This window comes from Acidobacteriota bacterium (genome assembly GCA_040752915.1).
In the GTDB taxonomy this organism is placed as follows: Bacteria; Acidobacteriota; UBA4820; order UBA4820; family DSQY01; genus JBFLVU01.
Window position 1 is genome coordinate 1 of sequence record JBFMHB010000004.1, and the last position, 25,239, is coordinate 25,239.

Here is a 25,239-nt window from a genome sequence, read left to right on the forward strand (position 1 = left end):
AAACCCCTCCGGGGTTTCCCACCCTTCCCACAGTCCCTGCTGCGGTCAGAAGGCACCGCGTTTCGGATTGATTTTTACATGAGGCAACAAATACCATTTTGGGAAGATTCTTACGTGAGGCAACAGGCGGCGGAGAAGGCGTGGAGGGGAGCGGGGGAATCGGGATGCGCGGCGGAGGGCCCACGGGCGGAATTCGGCGAACCGGCGGGGCGACCGCGGGCCAGCCCGTCATTTCGGTGGCGGACCTCTTCCCCGCCCGCGGCTCCGTTCCTTATCCCCCTCCGTTCTTGAGGCGCTGGTTCTCGAGGGTCAGGCGGCGCCATTCCAGGGCGCGTTCGATGGCGATGAGGACCTGCTCCTTGCGGAAGGGTTTGGTGATGTAGTCGTAGGCGCCCTTGCGGATGGCTTCCTGGGCCGACTCGAGGCTGCCGTATGCGGTGATGATGACCACGGGGATCGTGGGATCGATCTCGTGGGTTTTTTCCACGACCTCCAATCCGTCGCGGCCCAGCATCTTGAGGTCCGAGATGACCAGGGAGAAGGCGTGGGCCGCCATGAGGTCCTCCAGCTCCAGTGGGTTGTTCGTGCTGACCACCTCGTGGTCGGTTCGAGAAGTGATGATGGTCTGAAGCAGGAGGAGCATGTCCACTTCGTCGTCCAGCAACAGGATTTTTTCGGCCATCGAATGCGCCCTCCGCTCTATGCGGCTCCGCCGGCGGGGCCGTGGGCCTCCTCGCCGCTGGGAGCCAGGGGGAGCACGACCCGGAAGGTGCTGCCCGCGTGCTCCTCTCCCACTGCGTCCACGTGGCGGCTCTCCACCTGGATGGAGCCGCCTGCCTTCTCCACGATTCCGTGACTGATGGACAGCCCGAGCCCGGTTCCCTCGCCGGGCGCCTTGGTGGTGAAGAACGGATCGAAGATCCGCTCCAGGTCCTGCTTCGCGATTCCGTGGCCCGTGTCGCTCACGGAGGTCACCGCCCGGGAGCCCATTCGTCGGGTCTGGATCGTGAGGGTTCCTCCGGACTTCATGGCGGCGCGGGCGTTGGTGATGAGGTTGAGGAACACTTGCTGGAGTCCCTGGGGGTCGCCGCTGACGGGTGGAATCCCTTCCTCCAGGTCGAGGACGCACTGGATCTTCTCGGTCAGGAGCGTGTTGCGCACCATGGCGAGCACCCTGCGCACTTCCTCGTTGAGGTCCGACGTTTCCGCCCTTTGTTCGGGAATCCGGGCGAAGCGTCCCAGGTTTTCGACGATCTTCTTGCACGCCAGGGCCTGCTTCTCGATGATCTTGAGGTGCTCGTACTCCTGCGATCCCGGAGGGACCTTCTCGAGGAGGAGATCGCAAAACCCGAGAATGATGGCGATGGGGTTGTTGACTTCGTGGGCGACGCCCGCCGCGAGGGTTCCCAGGGAAGCGAGGCGCGAGCTCAGGTTGATCTGGCGCTCCTTTTCTTTCTGGAGCTTGGACCACCAGCGGTCCCTCCGGATCACGGAAACGCTCCCGGCGAGGATGGCCAGGAAGATCGCTGTCTGGACGGTGAACTGGCGGAGGAAAAGGGACCGCACCATGCCCTGGACCTCGCTGGCCGGGGCCACGACGGCCACGGACCAAAAGAGGTCGGGGCGCTCTGGGTCCAGGTGGGCCGCCGTGTATCCGATGAGCTTGTGGACGGGCCCCTTGAGCTGGCGGTGCCACCCGGAAAGGTACTCACCCTTCCCCTCCTGGCCCCGGAGCATGTGGTCCCTCATGATCACGTTGATCCCTTCGAAGGCGAGCTTGGGGTTCTTCTCGTGTCGCGCCTTGAAGGCGTTCTTGCCCAGGAAGTCCTTCTCCGGATGGGCGAGGAACGTGCCCATCTCGTCCAGGACCCACGCGTAGCCGGTCGTTCCCGAGCGGGCGTCGGCCGTGAACCTCGTTGCGAGCGCGGTGGCGTCCACGGTGAATTCAAGGACGCCCGCGAAGATGCGCCCCGAAGGGTCGTGAAGGTTGTAACCGCCGAGGGCGTGGTAGTGGGGAACGGCGAGGACCAACCGGGGCCTTCGCCTGTCCAGGTCGCCTTCCACCGGGAGGCTCGAGGAGATCAGGAGCACCTTGCCCCGGTTCTCGGGTCGGGAGGCCCAGAGGAAGGAGGTCGTCTGGGAGAAGTCCCCCTTTTCGTGCAGGACCTCGCCCTCGGAAAGAAGGATGTATGCATCCTTCCCCGAGGGGGAGACGAGGCGAATTTCCAGGAGTTCGCCGCTCTGCACGGCGTCGAAGGTGACCCGCATGCGCCGCTCCCACGTGGCGGAGTGGTCCGACTCGGCGAGGGGCGACTGGTTGAGCGCCATGAGTTCGCGGCGAAGAAAGTCCAGATCCTGCCGGATGAGGGTGGCCAGATTGCGGGCGAGGACGAGCTGCTGCTCGTTGAACTCCTCGCCCACGACCTGCCTCATCTTGCCGAAGGAGACCAGGCCCAGAATGAAGGCCGCCACCAGGAGCAGGCCCGCGGCCAGGAGCCCCCAGAGAGGCATGGACCGCCGGCTCCGGAGCCAGGGGGATCTCATGGCGGGGCCTCCCCCAGTCCGAGCGTGAAGTCACCCTTGGCGAAGGCCTCCGCGGCCCGCTCCACGTCCGAATCGCTCCCGAAGAGCGTGTCCACCTGCCGGGTGACCACCAACAGCCGGCCCAGAGCGCGGAGGCGGTGGGCCAGGGATTCGGCGTCCTGGTTTTCGATTCGGGCGAAGAGGGCGTCTCCCCGCCGGGAGGATCTCCAGCCGTCCCTTCTCAGGACGCGCTCGATGAAGTCCACGCGCCGCGACCTGCCTCGGAGGTCGGCGGCGCCCCCGTGGAAGAGGAGGCTCGCGTAGTTCTCGTGCACGTTGTCGGTGGAGCACGCGTCCACCCGGGAAAAGTGGTATCCCAGCCGGAAGTTCATGTTGAGGTACACGTCGGAGACGAGCACGTAGTTGGGTTCGGCCATCTGGCGGGCCACGTCCCCGGAGGTCATGGCGGTCATCATCAAGGAAGCCACGTCCCGTCCGGAGGCGGCAGGGGCCTTGTCCCACGGGACCTCGATCATCCCCGGCCAGAGGTGGAGGAGCGGCCTGCAGCGGAAGTGCTCCGGGCGCAGTTCCCTTTCCCCCGCGGGCATTTCCAGGCCGCCGCCGAGATCCAGGAAGTAAAAGGATACGGGGAGGGGACTCGCCAGCCTCAGCGCGCCTCCCGACTCCTTTCCGAAGCTCCCTCCCGCGAGGAACATCTCTTCCATGGCCCGTTCGTGGGCGTATCTCAAAATGTCGTGGAGCGTCTGGCACCCGGCGGCCTTGAAGTTCCTGCCTCGGACGTCCGTCAGATTCAGGGGGGTCAGGAGAGCGAGGATGGCCCGCAGCCGCCGGAAGAGCGGAGTGTCCTGGGTTCCCTCGGCGCGCCTTCGGGCCGCGCTCTCCAGAAGGGCGTCCACGCGCCCCGGGTACACGTTGCCCAACTCCGCGTCCACGGTCACCACGGTCCCGGCGTTCAGAGAAGCCAGGGCTCCTCGGACGCCGAAGAGCGCCGGAACTCCGAATTCTCGGGCCACCGTGGCGAGGTGGCTCGTCGTGGACCCCACTTCCGTGACGAGGGCCGCGGCCCGGTCCATGGCTTCGGCCAGCCTGGGTTCCGCCGCCCGGGCCACGAGAACCGCCCCCGGGGGGACCGAGGTGGGAGAGTCGCCATCTTCAAGAAGGAACACCGGGCCCGAGCCCACGCCCCGTGAGACCACGGTCCCCTCCGAGAGGAGGGGCGTCAGGCCCTTTCTTTGGGCGAGCACCTCCGCCCGCCCGGCGGCTTCTCCGGAGACTCTCAGAGGCCTCGACTGGAGAATGACGATCCGCTCCTCCGCGTCGAGGGCCCACTCCACGTCCTGGGCCCTTCCGAAATAGGCTTCCAGAGCGGCGCCGAAACCGGCCAGCGCCGACACCTGGGCCGGCGTCAGGCACGGCTGGTCCCTCATCCAGCCAGGGACCTCCACATCCACGAGCCCCCGGCTCTCCCGGCAGAGGAGCATCCGGTCCTTGGGCGCCACCCGGGAACGGAGGAGAGGGTGTCCCGCGCCCCGGCCCACCGTGAACACGTCCGGGGTCAGCCGCCCGTCCACCGTGGAGGGACCGAGGCCCCAGCTTCCTGCCAGGACCATGGACTCCTCGGAGGGGTCGTCCGGAGGGCGGGTGTAGAGGACCCCGCTGGCCCGCGCGTCCACCATGGCGACCACGCAGACGGCCATGGGCAGGAGGTCTCCGCCGGCGCCCCTGGCCTTGTAGTACACAAGGGCGCGAGGTCCGAACTGGCTGGCAAGGACTTCGCGGCAGGCCTCGAGGATGTGTTCCCGGTCCACGTTCAGGATCGAGGCGTACTGGCCGGCGAAGCTGAAATCGCCGTCCTCTCCGACGGCGCTGGATCGCGCTGACACCAGGAGGCCGCGCTTTCCCGTTCGGGCCTCCAGGGCGTCAAAGGCCGAGAGGATCTTGTCGGCGAGATCTCTCGGCCATGGGGTTCCCAGAACGGCCGCGCGCAGCGCCTCGCTCGTTCGGAGGAGGCCCTCCTGGTTCGCCAGAGGGAGGTCCTCCACGGCGGCCCGTACCTTCGGGAAGATCCCGCCCTGTTCGAGAAAATCCCGGCACGCCCGGCTCGTGATGGAAAAACCGTCGGGCGCCGGCACGCCCGCCCGGGTCCTCAGCACGGCCAGCCTCCAAGCCTTGGCCCCAACGAGGTCCACGGGGGCGTCCGCCGCCTCCGAGAGGGAAAGCACGCGGGGGCCGTCCGGAATGCGCACGGTGGGGGCGGTCTCCTCGGCGAGCTTGGTTTCCAGCTCGGCGAGGGCTCCGCGGAGGCGGCGCTCGCGGCCCCCCGAGAGGGCGTCAAGGGCCTCCACCACCTCCCGGCCTCGGGCCAGGGCGTTGGCGGTGGCGTCCCTCAGGTACTTGGCGTCGAAGAGAAACTCGCCCCCCGCCTTGGACTGCAGGTCGGCCAGGACTTCCAGGGCCGCGTTGTTGGCCGAGGCGAGCTTCCGGTAGGCTTCGTACTTCCTCAGGAACCGGCCGCGGGCGTCCTCGGAGCCGCCGTCCGAGCGCCCCGCGAGCAGGTTTCGGAGGAAGGAGGGCAGAGTCATGGGGCGGTCTCCGGCGCCGTGCGGGGTGGGCTCTGCGGTTCAAAGAGAAAGTTCCCTTCGAAGAAGGCGTCGGCGTACCAACCCACCGCCGCCGAGGGCCCCATCCGCATGTCCAGCTGTCGGGTGGCCACCACCAGCCGGCCCAGCTGGCCGAGACGGTCGAGGATGGTCTCCTTCGGGAACTTCCTCAGCCGGGCGTTGATGAGATCGCCCCCGCGCTCGATCTGAAAATCCAGCCGCCTGAGGATCTCGCCGATGAGTTCGCAGCGCTTGGCGCGTCGCAGGTCGTCCGCCGCGCCTCCCTTGAAGCGGAAGGACACGTAGTTCCGGTTGAGCATGTCGGAGCAGAAGGCATCCACGGCAGTGAAGTGGTAGCCGATCCGGGAGCTGAAGTTGCAGTAGGACTCGGCGACGATGGCGTAGCTCTTGTCCCCAAGCCGGCGCTCGGCGGTGTCGTGGGTCGGGGTGAAGAGAGACTCGGTGGCCACGGACAGGAAGCCGGCCAGGGAGATGCCTTTGGGTTCCCACCAGCGCAAACGCGGGTCGCTCATGCCCGAGAGAAGGGCGCGCATGGGCTCCGAACGGAGGTCCCCCGGCGAAATCTCGGATCGGCCGGGGGGGCTGTTCAAGCCCCCGCCGATGTCGATGAGGTACAGTTCGAAGGGAAGGCGCTCCCGCAACCGCACGGACCGGTAATCCGCGTCGGAGACGCGGTCGCTCATGCGGAACATCTCCTCGAAGGCCTTCTCGTGAACGAAGCGCACCATGTCGTGGAAGGTGCGGCATGCACCTTGCCGGAAATCGGGGCTTCTCGGGTCCGTGAGGTGGAGGGGGACGATGTGGCGGCAAACCTCCACCAGGACCTGGTGGACGGGGGTGCCCTTCATGGACCGTTTGGGCTGGGCGGGCTTCTCGGCCACGATGGACTCGATCCGGCCGTCGTAAACCGCGCCGCGGCTGGCGTCCACCGTCACCACCTGGCCCGCCTCCAGACGCGTGGTCGCCTCCCGCGTGTCGAGGACCGCCGGCACGCCGAATTCCCTTGCGAGGGAGGCCATGTGGCCCGTGGTCGCCCCCACGTCGGTCACGATGGCCGCGACCCGCCCCATGACCTTCACGATCTGGGGAGAGGAGTGGCGCGCCACCACCACGGAGCCGTCGGGCACGAAGGCGAGGTCCTCGATGCCGTTGAGCCGGAAGACCGGGCCGGATGCGACCCCGTTGGAGGCGGACGCCCCCGTGAGGAGCAGGCGATGGCCCTCGATCTCGGCCGGGGGAAGCCGGGAGGAGTCCTCGGAAAACCGGGAGAGTCGGAGGGGGCGGCACTGGAGGATGGTGAAACGGCCGAGCTTGTCGAGGGCCCACTCCATTTCCTGGGGCCGGCCATAGTGCTTCTCCGCGGCCACCACGATGTAGGCGAGATCCCGGACTTGCCGCTCCGTCAGGCAGTAGGCCCCCCCCACGGCGGGGGCCAGGGCCACGGGTCCGATCCCGCCCTCGTCGAGGGGCTCCACGCTGGTCTCCTTGGTCCCGAGGCGGGCCTCCACCAAGGGCATGTCCGCGTCCTTGGACACCTCCCAGAAGTCCGGGCTCACGGATCCCCCCACCGTCCCCACGCCCAGCCCCCAGGCCCCGTTGATGACCAGGGTGCCCGAATCGGGACGGTTCGGGTTGACCGAGCAGGCGACTCCGCTGGCGGCGGCATCCACCATGGCGATGCACGCCACGCCCATGGGGATGTCTTCGTCGGGGATCCCGTGGACGCTCCGGTAGAAAATGGCCCGGGGGGTGTACAGGCCCGCGAGGACCTCCTTGTAGGCGGCCAGGAGGTGATCCCGATCCACGTTGAGGAGGCTGGAGTACTGTCCCGCGAAGGAGATGTCCCCGTCCTCCCCCACGGCGCTCGATCGGACGGACACCCGGGCCGAGCGCCCGAGGGTGTCGCACAACCGTCGGTAGGCGGCGAGGATGGCGCGCTCCACCTCCGGGGGGACGAATCCGGCCTGGAACTGCTCCTTGACGGCCTCGCTCGCCTCCCGGAGGCTGTCCAGGTCGTCCAGGTCCACGTTGACCAGTCGGGAGCGGATCTCCTCCGTCAGCTGGTTGGCCTCCAGAAACTGCCGGAAGGCGTCGGTGGTGATGGCGAAGCCATCGGGCACGGGCAGCTTGACGCGGTTCCGGATCTCCCCGAGGTTGGCGCTCTTGCCCCCCACCCGGTCGTGCATGGAGGCGTCCACCTCCGACAGGTCCAGGACCCACGGACCCTCCGGGCTCGCGCGGCGGCGGCTCTTTTCCAGGACTTCCTCGATGGCCTTCTGCACCGTGGAAAAGGTGACGGGGAGTTCCTGGAACCGCCGTCCCGACAGCTTGTTCAGGTTGGCGATCATCCGGTAGGTGTGGGTCGCGGCCGTGACGCACCGGAACCGGATATAGGTCATGCCGAAGTAGGTCTCGCCCTGGAGCTTCTCCTCCAGGTCGGAGATGATTTCGAGGACTTCGTCGTTGGAAGTGATGAGATCCTTGAACGTGAGGTAATTGAGCGTGAGGTGGGCGCGGGTGTCCCGGTGCGCCTCGATGGGGCGCCAGCGTTTTCCAAAGAGAATGCCCTTCCCGAAGGACAGAAGGCCCACGTCCGCTCCTTACCCGGTACGATTCGGGGCGTCAGCGCCCCCTGGCACCCTTTTCCTCCCGACTGCGCGCCTCTTCCGCGCCCTTCTTCTCGAAGGCCTCTTCCACCTTGGCCAGCACATCCTCCAGATCGGCCGGCTTGAGCAGGTAGTCCATGGCGCCCAGGCGCATCCCCTCGATGGCGGCGTTGATGGAGGCGTTTCCGGAGAGGAGGACCACCTGCACGAGGGGCTGGATCTTCTTGATCTCGCGCAAGGTCGCAATGCCGTCCATACCGGGCATCCTCACGTCCAGAAGGACCACGTCGAAGGGCCGGCTTTCCAGCACCGCGATGGCTTCTTTGCCCGAGTGGACGCCCTCGACGTAGAGACCTCGGGCCGTGAGCCGCTTGGAAAGCGTTTCCACGTAGCGCGACTCGTCATCCACGAGAAGCAGCCTGATGACCCGCATCGGTCCCTCCGGTCATGGCCAGCGCACCGGGAGATTCCCGGGCCGCGGGCAGGGTCACGTGAAAGGTGGTGCCCTCTCCCAGCCGGCTTTCCACCTCGATGGTTCCCCCGAGTTTCTTGACAATGTAAGAGCTGATGGACAATCCCAAACCGGTACCCCGGTCGCCGGGCTTGGTTGTGAAGAACGGTTCGAAGATCCGGGCGAGGTTCCCCTCCGGGATTCCTGTCCCGGTGTCGGAAACGCTCACGCGGGCCGACTCACCCAGCCGAACGGTGGCCAGCGTGAGGGTCCCGCCGCGCCCCCGCATGGAATCCAGGGCGTTCTTGGTGAGGTTGAGAAAGACCTGCCGCAGTTCGGCCACGCTCCCCGCCACGTTGGGAAGGTCCGCCGCGAAGCGCCGGACGACCTGGACACGCACCTCGGCCATGTCGCTTTCGAGAAGATAAAGGGTCTTGGTGAGCAGTTCGTTCAGGTCCACCCTGCCGCCGGCACCTTCGGTCTCCCGGGCCCAGTTCAGGATGCGACGGGAGATCTCCCTTCCCCTGCGGATCTGGGCCTGGATCTGCTCCACCGAGTTGGCCATTTCCCTGCGGACCGCGGCCTCGTCCGATCCGCCCGCCCCCCCCAGAAGGTCCGAGAGCCATCCGGCCTCCTCGTTCAAGATCGCCAGGGGATTGTTGAGGTCGTGGGCGATGCTCGAGGACACCTCCCCGAGGGAGGACACCTTGGACAGCCGTGTCAGCTCTTCGAAGAAGGCATCCCTCTGGTCCTCGATCTCCGACAGCTTGCGGGAAAGGCGATCGACGGCGAGCGCCCCCATGATGGCGGAGGCCGCCACCCCCGAAGCGGCGAGGGAGAGGACCAGCCAGGACGCCGCCGGGGTCCGTTTCAGGGCCAGAGCGGTCAAGAGAAGAAGAAACAGGGAAGAGGTGAGCGTCAGGGCCAGGACAAGCCTGCGTACTCCAGGACGGATGACCGAACCCGCCCGGAGCACCCGCCCGCGGATGGCCTTCGGCTCCTTGTCCATGGCCCCCTCCGACACCATCCTATCACGCTCCCTACCGGTTCAAGATGAAACGAGGGCCGTGGGGATGCAAGGGAACGGGCATGGGTCATAAAGATACGGAAAGTTGGCCAATCAAGTGGGTAAAATGCCGTATTTGGCCATCGCCTTCCGTACTCTCCGTGGAATTCGTGAGGGCTTCAGCCTCTATACTCCTTGCGGCAGGAGGTCCCCGCGCGAAGAATCGTGAGGGTTGGCGGGGGTCAAATGGACGGGGGAGGTGCGCATGGGTGCAAGAGGATGGATCCTGAGGGCCCGGGTGGTGGCCATCGGCGCGGTTCTCACCGCGATGCCGACGTGGCTGCTGGCCGGAGGCGGCGAAAAGCAGGGGAAGCTCGTTCATGTGGCCGACACCCGAAACCTGAAGGGGATCAACCTGTACTTCGCCGATCTGTACAACACCAACCGCTTCCTCTTCACCCTCGAGGTCGTGGCCATCACCGCCCTTATGGGCCTGGTCCTGGGCCTGGTCATGGACTGGGTGGTGGGGCGGATCGGGTTGGACCTCAGCAAGCGAGAAGGGAAGGAGTAGGGCCATGCTGGACTTTCTGACCGTCACCCTTCCCATTTCGGGCGTGCCCGTCAACATCGGGCTCCTCGTCCTCCTCGGCGTGGCCGTGGGCGTCCTCGGAGGGTTCTTCGGAATGGGGGGCGCCTGGATGGTGACGCCCGCCCTGAACATCTTCGGCTTTCCCATGCCCTTCGCGGTGGGCACGGACCTCTGCCACATGGCGGGCAAGTCCATCATCTCCACCCGGCGCCACGCGAAGTTCGGGAACGTGGACATGCGGCTGGGGCTCACCATGCTGGCCTTTGACGTGGTGGGCATCGAGATCGGAGCGCGCCTGGTCATGTTCCTGGAGCGCCTCGGGCTGGCAGGCCCCGTCATCCGATGGGTTTACGTGATCTTCCTCTTCCTCATCGCCGCCCTGGTCTTTTACGACTACTTCAAGAAGAGGGCCATGGAGAAGGCCGCTCCGTCGGCGGGCGGGGACGAGGGGAGCGCCGTCCGGTGGCACGAGACCCTCCACAAGATCAAGATCCCGCCGATCATTCGGTTCGACGTGGCGGGAGTCGAATGCTCCATGTGGCTCCCGGCGACGGTGGGTCTCCTGGTGGGGATCCTGGCGGGGTTCCTGGGCATCGGCGGCGGGCTCCTCATGATGCCGGCCCTGGTCTACCTCATCGGCTGCCCCACGTACGTGGCCGTGGGAACCGACCTCTTTACGGTCATGATCGCCGGCTTCTACGGGGCGTTCACCTACGGAATGAAGGGGCGCATCGAGTTTCTGGCCGTGATTTTCATGCTGATGGGGGCTGCTCCGGGGGCCCAGATCGGAACCATCGCCACCAAGTACATCCGCGGATACGGCATCCGGCTCATTTTCGGGATCACCGTCGTGTGCGCCATGATTTCCGTCATCCTCAAACAGATGGGCCTCACGGCCGCGGCGACCTGGATGGTCATGGGCGCCGTCTCGGTCCTGACCGTGGTGGTGGTCGTGGGAATGGTCCAGGGCGCGGTTCGAGAGATCCGGGCGAAAAAGTCCTGAGGGGGGAGCCATGCGATCGCCGTTGAAACCGTCTGGAAGTCTCCCGAGCGCGGCGTTTTTCGCGTTCCTCTTCCTGATCCTGGCGTGGGGCTGCGTTCCGCCGGCTCCGGTGGTCCAGGGTCCTGTGACCGCGGTGGAGCAGGAGGGCGGCGTGATCCGGGTCCAGGATGAAGTCAGGCCTGAGGTGCCGCCGATTCCCCTGGACATCCGGAGCGCCGAAATCGGTTCGGCGCCGGTGGTTGGGGACCAGGTCCGCGTCGTGTACCGGGCCGAGGGCGAAGTCAACCGCGCCCTGAGAGTCATGAATCTGACCCGGCAGAAAGAAGTCGAACAGAGCGGCCATTGAGGCCGCGTGGGGCGCGACGGGGGCGGCGGTCCTGGGACCGCCGCCCCTTCGCTTCCGCCGCGTCCCCGATGCAGCTCGAAGGCAGGGGCGGCAGGTCGATTCAAGACCGTTCCCTGAGGCTTCGCTGGGGGCTTCCCGCGCGGACTTTAGATGTAACATTTCTGTTCGATTTGTTTGCGGGCAGGTGCCCCACTTTGAACAAGGCGAGCTTAACATGTTGATAATGTTTGAATTTTTCTTTCATCCCCCTCGTGGACCGGGTGTGAGCGGTCCTCTCCGTGAGAGATTTCACCCAAAACACCCCGTCGGACAAGGGGGCCGTTGACCCCCTTTTTCGGTCGGTCCTACATTAGGGGTGCCGCGAGCGGAGCAGGGTTCCTTGAGTTTCTGCCCGCCGAAATAAGAAGAAACGGCAGGATCACCAAGGATTGCCAAGGGGTGACCGAGGGGGCCGGGTGCGTGCCCGGCGAAGGTGTGGTGTACGCCCGTCGATTTCATTAAGGAGGTGCGGACAGGTTGGCGGCGGCCCCGTGGCCATCAGCAGGCGGGCAGGGTGTCGCGCCGCGCAGGGGTCTCTTGGGAGATGCAGTTGACGTCGGATTTCAGTTAGGAGGTGACCTGATGCCGAGTTACGTGAACCCGGAAAAGTGCGACGGGTGCAAAGCGCTGGACAAGACGGCTTGCCAGTACATTTGCCCCAACGACCTCATGGTCCTCGACAAGGACAAGATGAAGGCGTACAACCGCGACGTGTCCATGTGCTGGGAGTGCTACAACTGCGTCAAGATCTGCCCCAGCCAGGCCGTCGAAATCCGAGGCTACGCGGACTTCGTCCCCATGGGCGCCCAGGTGACGCCCCTGCGCTCCACCGATTCCATCATGTGGACGGTGAAGTTCCGCAACGGCATGCTCAAGCGCTTCAAGTTCCCCATCCGGACCACCCCCGAAGGTTCGGCCGTGCCGGACGGCGGCTGGACGGAAACCAAGGGCGACCTCAACGATCCCGCGGTGCTCTTCACCGAGCCCGCCTCGCTGGATCTGCCTGAAGTCTTCACGCTGAAGAAATAAGGGGGGAGAAGAACGATGGCCAACTTTGAGAACGTCGTTGTCGAGACCGACCTTCTGATCCTGGGCGGCGGCATGGCCTCCTGCGGCGCGGCCGTGGAAGCGTGCTACTGGGCCAAGCAGAAGGGCCTGAAGGTCACCCTGGTGGACAAGGCTGCCATGGACCGCTCCGGCGCCGTGGCGATGGGCCTCTCCGCCATCAACCAGTACGTGGACCTCCGCACGGGCAAGAACACCGTGAAGGACTACGTGGACTACGTGCGCAACGACCTCATGGGCGTGACGCGCGAGGACCTCGTGGCCTCCATCGCCCGCCACGTCGACTCCACCGTCCACCTCTTCGAGAAGTGGGGACTCCCCATCTGGAAGGACGAGCAGGGCAACTACGTCCACGAGGGCCGCTGGCAGCTCATGATCAACGGCGAGTCCTACAAGGTCGTGGTGGCCGAGGCCGCCAAGAACGCTCTCCTCCAGTCCGGAGTGGGTCAGTACTTCGAGCGCGTGTTCATCGTGGAACCCCTCATGGACGGCGACCGCGTCGCCGGGGCCGTGGGCTTCTCCACGCGCGAGAACAAGTTCTACATCTTCAAGGCCAAGGCCGTCATGATGGCCATGGGCGGCGCCGTCCACGTGTTCAAGCCTCGGAGCTCGGGCGAGGGCCTCGGCCGCGCCTGGTATCCGCCGTGGAACTCCGGATCCTCCGCCTACTTCACCCTGCGGGCCGGCGCCGAGATGACCTGCCAGGAAGTCCGCTTCATCCCCGTGCGCTTCAAGGACGCCTACGGCCCCGTGGGTGCGTGGTTCCTGCTCTTCAAGTCCCGCGCGACCAACGCCCTCGGCGGCGAGTACATGGTGGAGCGCAAGGCCGAACTGGAGAAGTGGGGTTCTTACGGCCGCGTGAAGCCCATCCCGGCCAACCTCCGCAACTACCTCGGCATGCTCGACGTCATGGAAGGCAAGGGCCCCATCTACATGAGGACCGAGGAGGCCATCCAGAAGATCGCCGCCACCTACAAGGACGACGAGAAGGCCTACAAGAAGAAGATGAAGGAGCTCGAGTCCGAGGCGTGGGAAGACTTCCTCGACATGACCATCTCCCAGGCCATCCTCTGGGCCGCCAGCAACGTGCAGCCTGAGGAGAAGTCCTCCGAGATCGCCGCCGCCGAGCCCTACTTCATCGGCTCCCACTCCGGTGCCTCCGGCGCCTGGATCTCCGGTCCCGAAGACCTCCAGACCGAAGAGACCAAGAAGGAGTACTTCTGGGGCTACTGCAACATGACGACGGTGAAGGGCCTCTTCTGCGCCGGGGACGCCTCGGGCGCTTCCAGCCACAAGTTCTCCTCCGGTTCCCACGCCGAGGGGCGCATCGCCGCCAAGGCCGCCATCAAGTTCATCGTCGAGAACAACACCATGCCCAACGTGGACATGGCCCAGGTCGAGGCGATGAAGGCCGAGATCCTCAAGCCCCTGGACATCTACGAGCAGTACAAGAACGCCACCACGGATCCGGAGGTGAACCCGAACTACCTCAAGCCCAAGCAGTTCATGTTCCGCCTCCAGAAGATCATGGACGAGTACGCGGCCGGGGTGAGCAGCAACTTCACGACCAACGAGTCGTCCCTCAACCGCGCCCTCGAGCTCCTCGGGTACCTCAAGGAGGACTCCGAGAAGCTGGCCGCGTCGAACCTGCACGAGCTCATGCGCTGCTGGGAGAACGTCCAGCGCATGTGGCAGGCCGAAGCCCACGTCCGCACGATCCTCTTCCGCGAGGAGACGCGGTGGCCCGGGTACTACTTCCGCGCCGACAAGCCCGCCCTCAACGAGAAGGAGTGGCTGGTCTTCGCCAACTGCAAGTACGATCCCAGCACAAAGAAGTGGGAGATGATCAAGCGACCCATCCTGCACATTTTCCCGCAGGCGAAGGAACACGAACTCCTCGGCGGATGACGCCGCGGACTTTGACGGGGAGGCCCCCGCGGGGGGCGGGGGTCTCCCCACTTCTTCTTCCGAACAGGCAGGGCGGATGACCGATCAGAAGGGAGCGACGCCGAGCCCATGAGCCCCGAAGAGACCCCCACCTGCCCCCACTGCCTGCGCCCGCTCGCCAAATGGGCCAACCCCCAAATGACCAACTGGCGGGGCGAACACCAGTTCGTCTGCTTCAACGACGACTGTCCATACTTCGTCCGCGGCTGGGAGTGGATGAAAACCCAGTTCAACGTCACCGCCTCCTACCGCCACCGCCTGGACCCCACGAACGGCGAGACGGGTCCGCTTCCCGTCTGGTCTCCCGACGCCCTCAAGAGCGGCATCATCGAGAACGGGAAGGACTCCCCCGCATGACCGACGCCCCCACCCGCGAAGCGATCCTCAAGGACTACGAGCGGCTGAAGCTGAACGACCGGTTCACCTTCCGCTGCGGAAAAGACCTGAAGTGCTTCACCCAGTGTTGCAAGGACGTGGCCATCGTGCTGACGCCCTACGACGTGCTCAGATTGAAAAGAAACTTGAGAATGGACTCCACCGAGTTCCTGGACAAGTACACCATCGTCCCCTTCACCAAGGATCAGAAGATCCCCGTCGTCCTCCTCAAGATGGAGGGGGAGGACAAGCATTGCCCCTTCGTGAGCGCGGACGGTTGCGGCGTGTACGACCACCGGCCTTGGGCCTGCCGCATGTACCCCCTTGGCTTGGCCGAGCCCCGGAACCCGAACCCCGAGGAGGGGAGCTTCCACTTTCTTCTCAAGGAGGACCTCTGCCACGGTCACGGCGAGGGAGGCTCCCTGACGGTGCGGGAGTGGATCGTCGGACAGGGCATCGAAGACTACGACCGCATGGGGGTTTCCTTCAAAGCTCTGATGCTCGAGGAGTTCTGGGAGAAGCTGGAGAGCCTCCCCCCCGAGAAAATGGAAATGTACTACACGGCGCTGTACGACCTGGACCGGTTCCGGCGCTTCCTTTTCGAATCCTCCTTCCTGAGAAGGTTTCAAGTGAACGAGGAGCGACTCGAAGTCATGAAAACCGACGACGAGGAACTCCTGGAATTCGGCATCCAATGGCTTCGCTTCATCCTGCTTGGAGAAAAGACCATGCGCTTGAGGCCGGAGGTGGTGGAGGCCGAGAAGGCAAAGGCCGCGGCGCGAGCGGCGGAGAAGGGAAAGGCCTGAGCCCCCCTCGGGGCCCGGGACGGAGAGAAAGGATGGAAAGAATGGAGGGAACCTTGAACGGAAAGCCCGTCCTGGTCATCGGGGGCGGTATGGCGGGCATGACGGCGGCCCTGGAGGCGGCGGAGGCCGGGTGCTCCGTGGTCCTCGTCGAGAGGTCGCCGTTTCTGGGCGGGCGTGTGGCCCGCACCCACCAGTACTTCCCCAAGCTCTGCCCGCCGCTGTGCGGTCTCGAAATCAACTTCAAGCGGATCAAGAACAACCCGAGGATCACGGTGCTCACCCAGGCCGAGGTCGCGGAGATTTCGGGAACCCCTGGGGATTACAAGGCCGAGGTTCGCGTTTTTCCACGGTACGTGACGGAGGCCTGCACTCTGTGCGGCGCGTGCGCCGAGGCCTGCCCCTCCGAGAGGGCCGATGACTTCAACTACGGCCTCTCCAAGACCAAGGCGGCCTACCTGCCCCACGTCATGGCCTTTCCCGCCCGCTACGCCATCGATCGCGCCGCGTGCAAGGAAGGGTGCACGGCGTGCCGGGAAGCGTGCGTGTACGGGGCGGTGAACCTGGACGAGAAGCCCGAGACCCGGACCGTGGAAGCCGCCGCCGTGGTGGCCGCCACGGGATGGGCGCCCTACGACGCCACCAAGATCGACAACCTCGGCTTCGGCCGTTTTCCGAACGTGGTCACCAACGTGATCATGGAGCGCCTCGCCGCCCCGGGGGGCCCCACCGCCGGAAAGATCCTCCGCCCCTCGGACGGAAAGGCCCCCGCCGCGGTGGCTTTCGTCCAGTGCGCGGGCTCCAGGGACGAGAACCACCTCCCCTACTGCTCCGCCGTGTGCTGCTCGGCCTCCCTCAAGCAGGCGACCTACGTGAGGGCCCTCGTTCCGGAGGCCAAGATCACCATGTTCTACATCGACATCCGGACTCCGGGTCGCCTGGAGGATTTCTACCAGAAGGCCGCCGCGGACACGGGGGTCGTGCTGATCAAGGGCAAGGTGGCCAAGGTGGAGGAGGATCCCGCCACCAAGGACCTGCTCGTGACGGCGGAGGACGTGCTGTCCGGCCGCAAGGTCACGGAGCGGGTCTCCCTCCTGGTTCTCGCCACGGGGATCGTCCCCCAGACGGACGGACTTCCGAAGGGGTTCAACCTGGACGAGTTCGGCTTCGTCGCCAACGTGGAAGGGAAGGCGGGCCTTTACGGCGCCGGTTGCGTGCGGCGTCCCGAGGAGGTCTCGGCCACGGTCCAGGATGCCACCGGGGCGGCTCTCAAAGCGCTCCAGTGCGTCGTGAGGAGCGCGCACCATGGATAAGAAGATCGGCGTCTACCTCTGCAGCGGGTGCGGAATCGGCGACGCCCTCGACATGGAGAAACTGGCCAAGGTCGCCCGGTCGGAGTACAAGGTCCCCGCCTGCCAGATCCATCCCTACCTCTGCGGGGCCGAAGGGCTGGCGCTCATCCGCAAGGACATGGAGGAGCAGGGCGTCAACGCCCTCGTGATCGGGGCCTGTTCTCCCCGCGTGAAGACGGAGGCCTTCGCCTTCGACCCCAAGATGGTCTTCGACCGGGTGAACCTCCGTGAGCACGTGGCCTGGTGCCACAAGCCCAAGGACGAGGACACCCAGATGCTCGCCGAAGATTACCTCCGGATGGGCATCGTCAAGGCCCAGAAGTCGGAGCCCCTGGAGCCCGTTGCCGAGGAGGTCTCCAAGACCATCCTCGTGGTGGGCGGCGGCGTCGCCGGCATCACGGCGGCCCTCGAATCGGCGGCCGCCGGGTACGAGGTGGTCCTCGTGGAGAAGCAGGCCCAGCTGGGTGGTTTCGTGGCCACCCTGCGCAAGGGCTATCCCCAGGCTCCTCCCTACGTGGGCCTCACGCCCGAAGGGATCGCAGAGAAGATCCAGGAGGTCCTGTACCACCCGAAGGTCAAGGTGTACACGTCCGCGCGGATCAAGGAAACCGCCGGCCAGCCCGGCCTGTTCGACGTGACGCTGGAGGTGGGCGGCTCCGACGTGAAGACCCGCGTAGGGGCCATCGTCATGGCCACCGGTTGGAAGCCCTACGAGCCCTCCAACCTCGCCCATCTTGGGTACGGCCTCAGCCCCGACGTGGTCACCAACGTCGAATTCGAACGCATGGCCGCGGAGGGCCCCGTGAAGAGGCCCAGCGACGGTCGCCCCGTGGAAAGCGTTCTCTTCGTCCAGTGCGCGGGCTCCCGCGACAAGGACCACCTTCCTTACTGCTCCTCGGTCTGCTGCATGGCCACGCTCAAGCAGGCGGCCCTGATCCACGAGCAGAACGCCGACGCCAAGGTCTTCGTGGTCTACAAGGACATGAGGACGCCCGGCCAGTACGAGCGCTTCTACCGACAGGTCCAGGACCACCCCCTCACTTTCCTGACGAAGGGCGAGGTGGCGGCGGTGGAGGCGGGGCCGAAAGGGGTCCTCAAGGTAACGGTAAATGACACGCTTCTGGGGGAGAAGGTCGAAATCGCCGCGGACCTGGTCGTCCTCGCGGCGGGAATGGTCCCCAACGCCGCCGACGGCGAGGCCATCCGCGCCCTCGAGGACGCCAAGGTCAAGGCCGTCAAGGGCGACACGGAAAACCAGAGGGCCGAGGCGGCCAAGAAGGCCGAGGAACTCAAGGCCCACGAGGGCACGGAGATCCTGAACCTCACCTACCGCCAGGGACCGGACCTCCCGGCCCTCCGCTACGGGTTCCCCGACTCCCACTTCGTCTGCTTCCCGTACGAGACCCGGCGCACGGCCATTTACGCCACGGGATGCGTCCGGGCCCCCATGGACGCCTCCCACGCCCGGGAGGACGCCGCCGGCGCGGCCATGAAGGCGATTCAGTCCGTGGAGCTGGCATCCGTCGGCCAGGCCGTGCACCCGAGGGCCGGCGACATGTCCTTCCCGTCGTTCTTCCTCCAACGCTGCACCCAGTGCAAGCGGTGCACGGAGGAGTGCCCCTTCGGGACCCTGGACGAGGACGAGAAGGGGACGCCCAAGCCCAACCCTTACCGCTGCCGCCGCTGCGGCATCTGCATGGGCGCCTGCCCCGAGCGCATCATCTCCTTCAAGAACTACTCGGTGGACATGATCGCCACCATGATCAAGGCCGTCGAGGTCCCGCCCGAGGAGGACGAGAAGCCCCGGGTCCTGGTCTTCATGTGCGAGAACGACGCGTACCCGGCCCTGGACATCGCGGGTCTGAATCGGGTGCAGTACGACCCCAACGTCCGCATCATTCCGCTCAGGTGCCTGGGATCCATGAACATCGTTTGGATCGCCGACGCCCTCTCCGGCGGGGTGGACGGCGTCATGCTCGTGGGCTGCAAGTACGGCGACGACTACCAGTGCCACTTCGTCCGGGGCTCCGAGCTGGCCAACCGGCGGCTTGAGAACGTGAAGGAAACGCTCCAGCGACTGCAGCTCGAAAGCGAGCGCATCGAGGTGCACCAGCTGGCGATCAACGAGTACGGCAAGCTCCCGGGCATGATCGACTCCTTCATGGACAAGATCAGAGAGATGGGACCGAACCCGTACAAGGGGTTCTGACGGGACTAGGGGACTGAGTGAATCGGGGACTAGGGGACTAGGGAAAAGGGGCCGAGTCCATGGCTGAGGCAATGACGGTTCGACCGGACGTGGGTTTCATCAAAGAGGTCCTGTGCAGCGGAGGCGGCGACCTGAAGAAGTGCTACCAGTGCGCCACGTGCTCCGTGGTCTGCACTTTGTCGGAGGAGGAGAGACCCTTCCCCCGAAAGCAGATGGTCGAGGCCCAATGGGGGCTGAAGGACCGCCTCCTGGGCGATCCGGCCATCTGGCTTTGCCACAACTGCGGGGACTGCTCCACGCGCTGCCCGCGCGGGGCTCGTCCCGGCGACGTCTTCGGCGCCCTCCGGAGCCAGGCCATCCAGCACTTCGCCTTCCCTGGCTTCCTCGCGCGCCTGGCGGCGAGGCCCGCGGGGTTGCTCGTCCTCCTCGCGATCCCCGCCCTCCTCTTCGGAATCATGATGGCGCTGAGCCCCGAGGAAGAGACGGAGGTCCTGGAGTTCGCGTCGGAATTCCCGCTTCCGTGGCTGGAGATCCTGTTCTTCACCGTGGCGGGCCTCGTGACCCTCGGCTTCGGGGTGGGCGTCGCCCGCTTCGTGAAGGCTCTTCGGGCCCACGGCGCGGACGGGAGCATTCTGGGAGGCCTCGTGCCGGCGGTGGTGGAGATTCTGGCCCACAAGCGCTTCAAGGAGTGCGGAAAAGAGAAGAACCGCTACTGGGGCCACCTCCTGACGCTCTGGGGCTTCGCCGGCCTGGCCTTCATGGGGACGGTGGTGGGCGTCGGAACCATGGCGGGCTTCATGCACACCCCGCTGCCCTTCATGGACCCCTCCCGCCCCGCGGAGTCCTTCTTCAAGATCTTCGCCAACGTGTGCGCGGTGGTCATCCTCGCGGGCCTCGTGGTCCTGCTGGCGGACCGCTTCTCGGACCCCGAAAAGAGGAAGAACAGCACCTATTTCGACTGGCTCTTCCTCCTCTGCCTCACGGGCGTCGTGCTCACGGGAATCCTCTCCCAGGGGCTCCGGCTCGCGGACTCCGCCGCGGTCATGTTCCCCATCTACTACGTGCACCTCGTGCTCATCTTCGTCTTGTTCCTTTTCGCGCCCTACACGAAATTCGCGCACATGGTCTACCGGACGGTGGCCATGGCGGCCGCGAGGAAGGGGGGCGCCTGATCGCAAATCGGACGGAAAGGGGGATTTCGGGTACCGCGGGAAACTCGGGTGGCCCCGATCGCCGGGGCCGACGGTGAACAGGAGGACTGGATATGGCGGATGAAAAGTTCAAGACTCCCCTTCTCGACGAACTGGAGAAGGGCCCCTGGCCGAGCTTCGTAAAGGAGATCAAGCAGGCCCGCAAGGTCAACCCCATGAACGACGACCTGCTGGGGCAGCTCGAGCTCTCCTACGAAGAGAAGAAGGGCCACTGGAAGCACGGCGGCATCGTGGGCGTGCTGGGCTACGGCGGCGGCGTCATCGGTCGCTACAGCGATGTCCCCGAAAAGTTCCCGAACGTGGCGCACTTCCACACGATGCGCGTGAACCAGCCCACGGGGTGGTTCTACACGAGCAACGCGCTGAGGACCCTGTGCGACATCTGGGACCGGCACGGAAGCGGCCTCACCAACATGCACGGCTCCACGGGCGACATCGTCTTCCTGGGCACCAAGACGGACGAACTCGAGCCCACCTTTGCGGAACTGGGCAAGGCGGGCTTCGACCTGGGCGGCTCGGGATCCTGCATGCGAACGCCTTCGGCCTGCGTGGGCAAGGCCCGCTGCGAGTGGGCGTGCTACGACACGATGGCCCTCTGCTACTCCTGCACCATGGAGTGGCAGGACGAGCTTCACCGTCCGCCCTTCCCGTACAAGTTCAAGATCAAGTGCTCCGGCTGCCCGAACGACTGCGTGGCCTCCATCGCCCGGGCGGACCTCTCCATCATCGGCACCTGGAAGGACGAGATCCAGCAGGACGACGCCGCCGTCGCGGAATACGCGAAGACGATGAACATCCAGAAGGACGTCTGTGATCGATGCCCCTCCCGGTGCATGTCCTGGGACGGGAAGAAGCTCTCCATCGAGAACCACGACTGCGTCCGCTGCATGCACTGCATCAACGTGATGCCCAAGGCCCTGCGCCCCGGCAAGGAGCGCGGCGCGACGATCCTCATCGGCGCCAAGGCCCCCATCGTCCAGGGCGCCCTGCTCTCCTCCGTCCTGGTCCCCTTCGTTCCCGCCGAAGAACTCGATGAGACGGTGAAGGAACTGGTGCGCCGCTGCTGGGACTTCTGGGACGAGTACGGCAAGAACCGCGAGCGCATCGGCGAACTCATCCAGCGCGTGGGCATGTCCAACTTCCTCGACGCCATCGGGCTCGAACCCGCGCCCGAGATGGTGGTTGCCCCGAGGGACAACCCGTACGTCTTCTACAAGAAGGAAGAGTAGGCGAGCAGTCTGGTCGTCGGTCGCGACGCGGCCGACTCGATCTTGAGGAGTGGAAACGATGGCAGCCGAACCTGTGAAGCGGATCACGGACATCGGTCCTCCGCATTACGAGAAATTCCTCCACCCGATCATCAAGAAGAACTACGGCCAGTGGAAATACCACGAGTCCATGGGCGCGGGCGTCTTCTTCCACGTGTCCGAGTCGGGGGAAAAGATCTACACCGTGCGCGCGGGCTCTCCCCGCCTCCTGAGCACGCAGAGCATCCGGCTCTTCGCGGACCTCGCCGAGAAGTACTGCGGCGGGTACCTCCGGTTCACGAGCCGGAACAACGTCGAATTTCTTCTCGATAACCCGGCCAACATCGAGCCCCTGAAGAAGGAGCTCACCGCCAACGGATTCCCCGTGGGCGGTACGAACAACGCGATCAGCAACATCGTCCACACCCAGGGCTGGGTGCACTGCCACTCGTCCGCCACGGACGCTTCGGGCATCGTGAAGTGCGTCATGGACGCCCTCATCGACCGCTTTACCAATGAAAACCTGCCCGGGAAGCTGCGAATCGCCCTGGCGTGCTGCCTCAACATGTGCGGCGCCGTGCACTGCTCCGACATCGCCATCCTGGGAGTTCACCGCCGGCCCCCGAAGACCCAGCACGACATCCTGCCCAAGGTCTGCGAGATCCCGACCCTGATCGCCTCCTGCCCCACGGGCGCCATCCGTCCGGCCACGGTGGACGGCAAGCAGTCCGTCGAGGTGGTGGAAGAGCAGTGCATGTACTGCGCCAACTGCTACACCGTCTGCCCGGCCATGCCCCTGAACGACCCCGAGAACGACGGGCTGTCGATCTGGGTCGGCGGGAAGGTGAGCAACGCCCGCACCACGCCCAAGTTCTCCAAGCTGGCCATCCCCTTCATCCCGAACAACCCCCCGCGCTGGCCCGAGGTGGTGGAGGCGGTGGTCAATATCGTCGAGGTGTACGCCAAGCACGCGCGGAAGTACGAGCGCATGGGCGAGTTCATCGACCGAATCGGCTGGCCGCGGTTCTTCGAACTGACGGGCATCCCCTTCACTCGCTACCACATCGACGATTTCAAGAACGCGGGGCTGACGTACGCCCGCTCGACGCATATCAAGTTCTAGCGCGAGGAGAGCGAGGGGACGGGCCCAGGCCCTCCCCTCGCCCCTCCCGCACGGAGGCAAGCGATGGCCGTTTCCACCGAACAGCTCGCCGAAGAGATGTTCCAGATGGTCAAGGAGACCATGGGGAAGAAAAACCTGAAGGCCGGCGACCTGACCAAAGCCATGATCGCCAAGTACGGCGAGGGCGAGGTCAGCAAGGACGACTGCAAGGCCGCCATCCGCATCCTCATGGATTCGGGCCGCTGCGTCTACAGCTACTTCGGGGGCAGTTACATCACGTTGCCGCACAAGGAGGGAGCCGCGCCGGAATGACCTCCGGCCGAGCCGCGGGCGGGGGAGCGTCCCCGCCCGCCCCGATGGTTGGAAGGGGGAGCGAGGGGGATCCACACACTAGGAGGATCCGATGACCGAGAAAGCCGCAGAAAACCTCCAGGAGCTGGTGACGACCCTGAAACGGTGGCAGGAGATCGAGGCGGCCACCATCCAGCATACGTCCATGATCATGGAAAAGACCCACAACCCGCTGATCCGCATCGTGATGGAGATCATCCGCCAGGACTCCGCCATGCACAAGCGCGTTCAGCAGGTGATTCTGGACAGCCTGGAGAAGGAGGCCTTTACGCTCACCCCCGAGGAGCTGGCCGACATTTGGACGCTCATTGAAGAGCACGCCAAAATGGAAAAGGAGACCATCGAGCTCGCCGAGAAGGCGCAGAAGAACTGCCGCCTTTTCGTCCAGCGGCACCTTCTCTCGTACCTCATCCAGGACGAGCAGAAGCACGACCGGCTCCTGAGCCAGCTCGAGGACTTCAAGAGGAAGATCTACCCCTACGCGTGATGGGGGTGACGGCGAACGGTGAAGAGAGGATGGGGAAGCCCACGTTCAGGGACCTCCCCCCCGGCGTTCACCTTTTCGATCCAACAGGAAAGGAAACCCCATGGGCCTGTTCAAAGAAGTGAAGAAGCCGGTCATCAAGTCGGGGCCCACGTCGGGCGGGGAGATCAGCCCGCTCCGCCCGAGGTACCAGGTCAAGACGCCTCCCTGCATGGGCCACTGCCCGAGCGGAACGGACATTCGCGCCTGGCTCACCACCATCGCCCAGGCCGAGGCCTACGGCCGCACGCATGAACAGGCCTACGAGATCGCCTGGCGCAAGATCACGGACATGAACCCCTTTCCGGCCACGTGCGGCCGCGTCTGTCCGCACCCCTGCGAGGACCACTGCAACCGGGGGGGCAAGGAAGGGCCCGTGGCCATCAACGCGCTCGAGCGCTTCATCGGCGACTTCGGGCTCCAGAAGAACCTGAGCCTGGGCCGCCTCTCCGAGGAGAAGCACCCCGAGAAAGTGGCCGTCGTCGGCGCGGGCCCGGCGGGCTTGTCGTGCGCCTACCAGCTCGCGCGCAGGGGATATTCGGTGACCGTCTTCGAGGCCTTCAGCAAGCCCGGTGGAATGCTCCGGTACGGCATCCCCAAGTACCGCCTTCCCCGGGAGGTTCTGGACGGCGAAATCCAGAAGATTCTGGATCTCGGCGTGGAACTGAGGTGCGGCACGGTCATCGGTAAGGACATCCCCATCGACCAGCTCCGCAAGGACTACAAGGCCGTCTTCGTGGGGATCGGCGCCCACAAGGGGATCAAGTTGCGCGTCCCCGGCGAGGATTCGCCGAACGTGTTCACCGGAACGGAGTTCCTCAACAAGGTCAACTCGGGCGAGGAGGTGAAGGTGGGAGGGAAGGTCCTCGTCATCGGGGGCGGGGACACGGCCATTGACGCGGCACGCATCAGCAAGCGGCTGGGTGCCGACGTGACGATCGTCTACCGCCGGACCCGCGCGGAGATGCCCGCCATCGCTCCCGAGATCGAGGGCGCCCTCGAGGAAGGCGTCCGGATCGAGTACCTGGCCGCCCCGGTGGAGATCCTGGTGAAGGACGGCCTGGCCGTGGGAATGAAGTGCATCCGCATGGAACTGGGCGAGCCCGACGCCTCCGGACGCCGCCGCCCCGTGCCGAAAGCGGGCAGCGAGTTCGACATCGAGGCCACGGCCATCATCGCCGCCATCAGCCAGGAGCCCGCCTTCGACGGCTTCGAGATGCTCAAGGAAGGCAAGGATTGGATCAAGGTGGACGATTGGGGCAAGACCAAGGAGGACGGGGTCTTCGCCGGAGGCGACAACGTGGAACTGGGGCTCGTGACCATCGCCATCGCCCAGGGCCGCTTCGCCGCCGAGGCCATCGACGCCCGCTTCCGCGGCAAGCCGCTTGAGAAGCCCCAGGCGCCCCCGGTGGTGACCAAGGAGAAGATGAAACTCGCGTGGTACAAGGAGATGGCCCGCAACGAGCGGTCCCACGTTCCCCCCGAACAGAGGGGGATGGATACGGAGATCGAGCAGGGCCTCACCGAGGAGCAGGTCCTCGCCGAGACGGGCCGCTGCATGTCCTGCGGCCTCTGCATGGACTGCGAGACCTGCTGGATGTACTGCACCAACAGCTGTTTCGTCAAACTGCCGAAGGGCGAGCACTACAAGATCAAACTGGAAGTGTGCAACGGTTGCAAGAAGTGCGCCGAGGAGTGCCCCTGCGGGTACATCGACCTGGTGTAGGGGAGGCCGAGGCGGGATCGGAATCGCGTGGGTTGAGCGCGGAAGAGAAAGCCTGGAGGCCCTGCGGCCGGCCGCGGGGAATCCTGGGCCCGACGCTCAGTG

Annotated in this window: 21 protein-coding genes; 15 read left to right on the top strand and 6 right to left on the bottom strand. The window is 65.5% G+C overall.

Annotation, left to right across the window (positions count from 1 at the left end; genetic code table 11):
• Positions 1–271: 271 nt before the first annotated feature.
• The 6 genes from AB1824_01410 to AB1824_01435 are packed head-to-tail and all read right to left on the bottom strand — an operon-like array spanning position 272 to position 9,231.
• Positions 272–682 carry a response regulator gene (locus AB1824_01410; GenBank protein MEW5763607.1) on the bottom strand — a complete coding sequence of 137 codons (411 nt, stop codon included), beginning with the start codon at positions 680–682 and terminating at the stop codon, positions 272–274.
• A 17-nt stretch (positions 683–699) separates the two neighbouring features.
• Positions 700–2,544 carry an ATP-binding protein gene (locus AB1824_01415; GenBank protein MEW5763608.1) on the bottom strand — a complete coding sequence of 615 codons (1,845 nt, stop codon included), beginning with the start codon at positions 2,542–2,544 and terminating at the stop codon, positions 700–702.
• Entirely contained in the window at positions 2,541–5,126 is a 2,586-nt protein-coding gene (locus AB1824_01420; protein MEW5763609.1) for a PEP/pyruvate-binding domain-containing protein, read from the bottom strand. Before AB1824_01420 ends, AB1824_01415 begins: the two co-directional genes overlap by 4 nt.
• Positions 5,123–7,756, bottom strand: a complete 2,634-nt coding sequence (locus tag AB1824_01425) for a PEP/pyruvate-binding domain-containing protein (protein ID MEW5763610.1) — start codon at positions 7,754–7,756, stop codon at positions 5,123–5,125. Before AB1824_01425 ends, AB1824_01420 begins: the two co-directional genes overlap by 4 nt.
• Before the next feature lie 31 nt (positions 7,757–7,787).
• A complete protein-coding gene (locus AB1824_01430) occupies positions 7,788–8,204 on the bottom strand; it encodes a response regulator (protein ID MEW5763611.1) in 417 nt (138 codons plus the stop codon).
• Positions 8,173–9,231: a HAMP domain-containing sensor histidine kinase gene (locus AB1824_01435; protein ID MEW5763612.1), complete on the bottom strand. Its 1,059-nt coding sequence runs from the start codon at positions 9,229–9,231 to the stop codon at positions 8,173–8,175. The genes AB1824_01430 and AB1824_01435 overlap by 32 nt, the downstream gene beginning before the upstream one ends.
• A 262-nt stretch (positions 9,232–9,493) precedes the next feature.
• On the opposite strand from AB1824_01435, the gene AB1824_01440 reads away from it, so the two are divergent.
• From AB1824_01440 to AB1824_01510, 15 genes are all read left to right on the top strand, one after another.
• Positions 9,494–9,799 (top strand): DVU0150 family protein, encoded by a 306-nt coding sequence (locus AB1824_01440; GenBank protein MEW5763613.1) that lies wholly within the window; start codon positions 9,494–9,496, stop codon positions 9,797–9,799.
• A gap of 7 nt (positions 9,800–9,806) precedes the next feature.
• The gene (locus AB1824_01445) at positions 9,807–10,820 is read left to right on the top strand and encodes a sulfite exporter TauE/SafE family protein (GenBank protein ID MEW5763614.1); all 1,014 of its coding nucleotides are present in this window, start codon (positions 9,807–9,809) and stop codon (positions 10,818–10,820) included.
• A 10-nt stretch (positions 10,821–10,830) separates the two neighbouring features.
• Positions 10,831–11,166, top strand: a complete 336-nt coding sequence (locus tag AB1824_01450) for a hypothetical protein (GenBank protein MEW5763615.1) — start codon at positions 10,831–10,833, stop codon at positions 11,164–11,166.
• Between the two features lie 621 nt (positions 11,167–11,787).
• Entirely contained in the window at positions 11,788–12,234 is a 447-nt protein-coding gene (gene aprB / locus AB1824_01455) for an adenylyl-sulfate reductase subunit beta (GenBank protein ID MEW5763616.1), read from the top strand.
• Positions 12,235–12,249: 15 nt separating this feature from the next.
• A complete protein-coding gene (aprA, locus tag AB1824_01460) occupies positions 12,250–14,178 on the top strand; it encodes an adenylyl-sulfate reductase subunit alpha (protein MEW5763617.1) in 1,929 nt (642 codons plus the stop codon).
• A 108-nt stretch (positions 14,179–14,286) separates the two neighbouring features.
• Positions 14,287–14,574 (top strand): ogr/Delta-like zinc finger family protein, encoded by a 288-nt coding sequence (locus AB1824_01465; protein MEW5763618.1) that lies wholly within the window; start codon positions 14,287–14,289, stop codon positions 14,572–14,574.
• Positions 14,571–15,398: a YkgJ family cysteine cluster protein gene (locus AB1824_01470; GenBank protein MEW5763619.1), complete on the top strand. Its 828-nt coding sequence runs from the start codon at positions 14,571–14,573 to the stop codon at positions 15,396–15,398. Before AB1824_01465 ends, AB1824_01470 begins: the two co-directional genes overlap by 4 nt.
• A 53-nt stretch (positions 15,399–15,451) precedes the next feature.
• Positions 15,452–16,708, top strand: a complete 1,257-nt coding sequence (locus AB1824_01475) for a CoB--CoM heterodisulfide reductase iron-sulfur subunit A family protein (GenBank protein ID MEW5763620.1) — start codon at positions 15,452–15,454, stop codon at positions 16,706–16,708.
• Positions 16,701–18,956 carry a hydrogenase iron-sulfur subunit gene (locus AB1824_01480; GenBank protein ID MEW5763621.1) on the top strand — a complete coding sequence of 752 codons (2,256 nt, stop codon included), beginning with the start codon at positions 16,701–16,703 and terminating at the stop codon, positions 18,954–18,956. The genes AB1824_01475 and AB1824_01480 overlap by 8 nt, the downstream gene beginning before the upstream one ends.
• A gap of 59 nt (positions 18,957–19,015) precedes the next feature.
• Entirely contained in the window at positions 19,016–20,128 is a 1,113-nt protein-coding gene (gene qmoC, locus AB1824_01485; GenBank protein ID MEW5763622.1) for a quinone-interacting membrane-bound oxidoreductase complex subunit QmoC, read from the top strand.
• A gap of 92 nt (positions 20,129–20,220) precedes the next feature.
• Positions 20,221–21,396, top strand: a complete 1,176-nt coding sequence (gene dsrA, locus AB1824_01490) for a dissimilatory-type sulfite reductase subunit alpha (protein ID MEW5763623.1) — start codon at positions 20,221–20,223, stop codon at positions 21,394–21,396.
• 58 nt (positions 21,397–21,454) lie between these two features.
• Positions 21,455–22,537 (top strand): dissimilatory-type sulfite reductase subunit beta, encoded by a 1,083-nt coding sequence (gene dsrB / locus AB1824_01495; protein ID MEW5763624.1) that lies wholly within the window; start codon positions 21,455–21,457, stop codon positions 22,535–22,537.
• A gap of 63 nt (positions 22,538–22,600) precedes the next feature.
• A complete protein-coding gene (locus tag AB1824_01500) occupies positions 22,601–22,849 on the top strand; it encodes a hypothetical protein (protein MEW5763625.1) in 249 nt (82 codons plus the stop codon).
• Between the two features lie 91 nt (positions 22,850–22,940).
• Complete coding sequence (locus tag AB1824_01505; protein MEW5763626.1) at positions 22,941–23,375, top strand: hypothetical protein; 435 nt, start codon at positions 22,941–22,943, stop codon at positions 23,373–23,375.
• Between the two features lie 100 nt (positions 23,376–23,475).
• Entirely contained in the window at positions 23,476–25,137 is a 1,662-nt protein-coding gene (locus AB1824_01510; protein MEW5763627.1) for an NAD(P)-binding protein, read from the top strand.
• Positions 25,138–25,239: the final 102 nt, after the last annotated feature.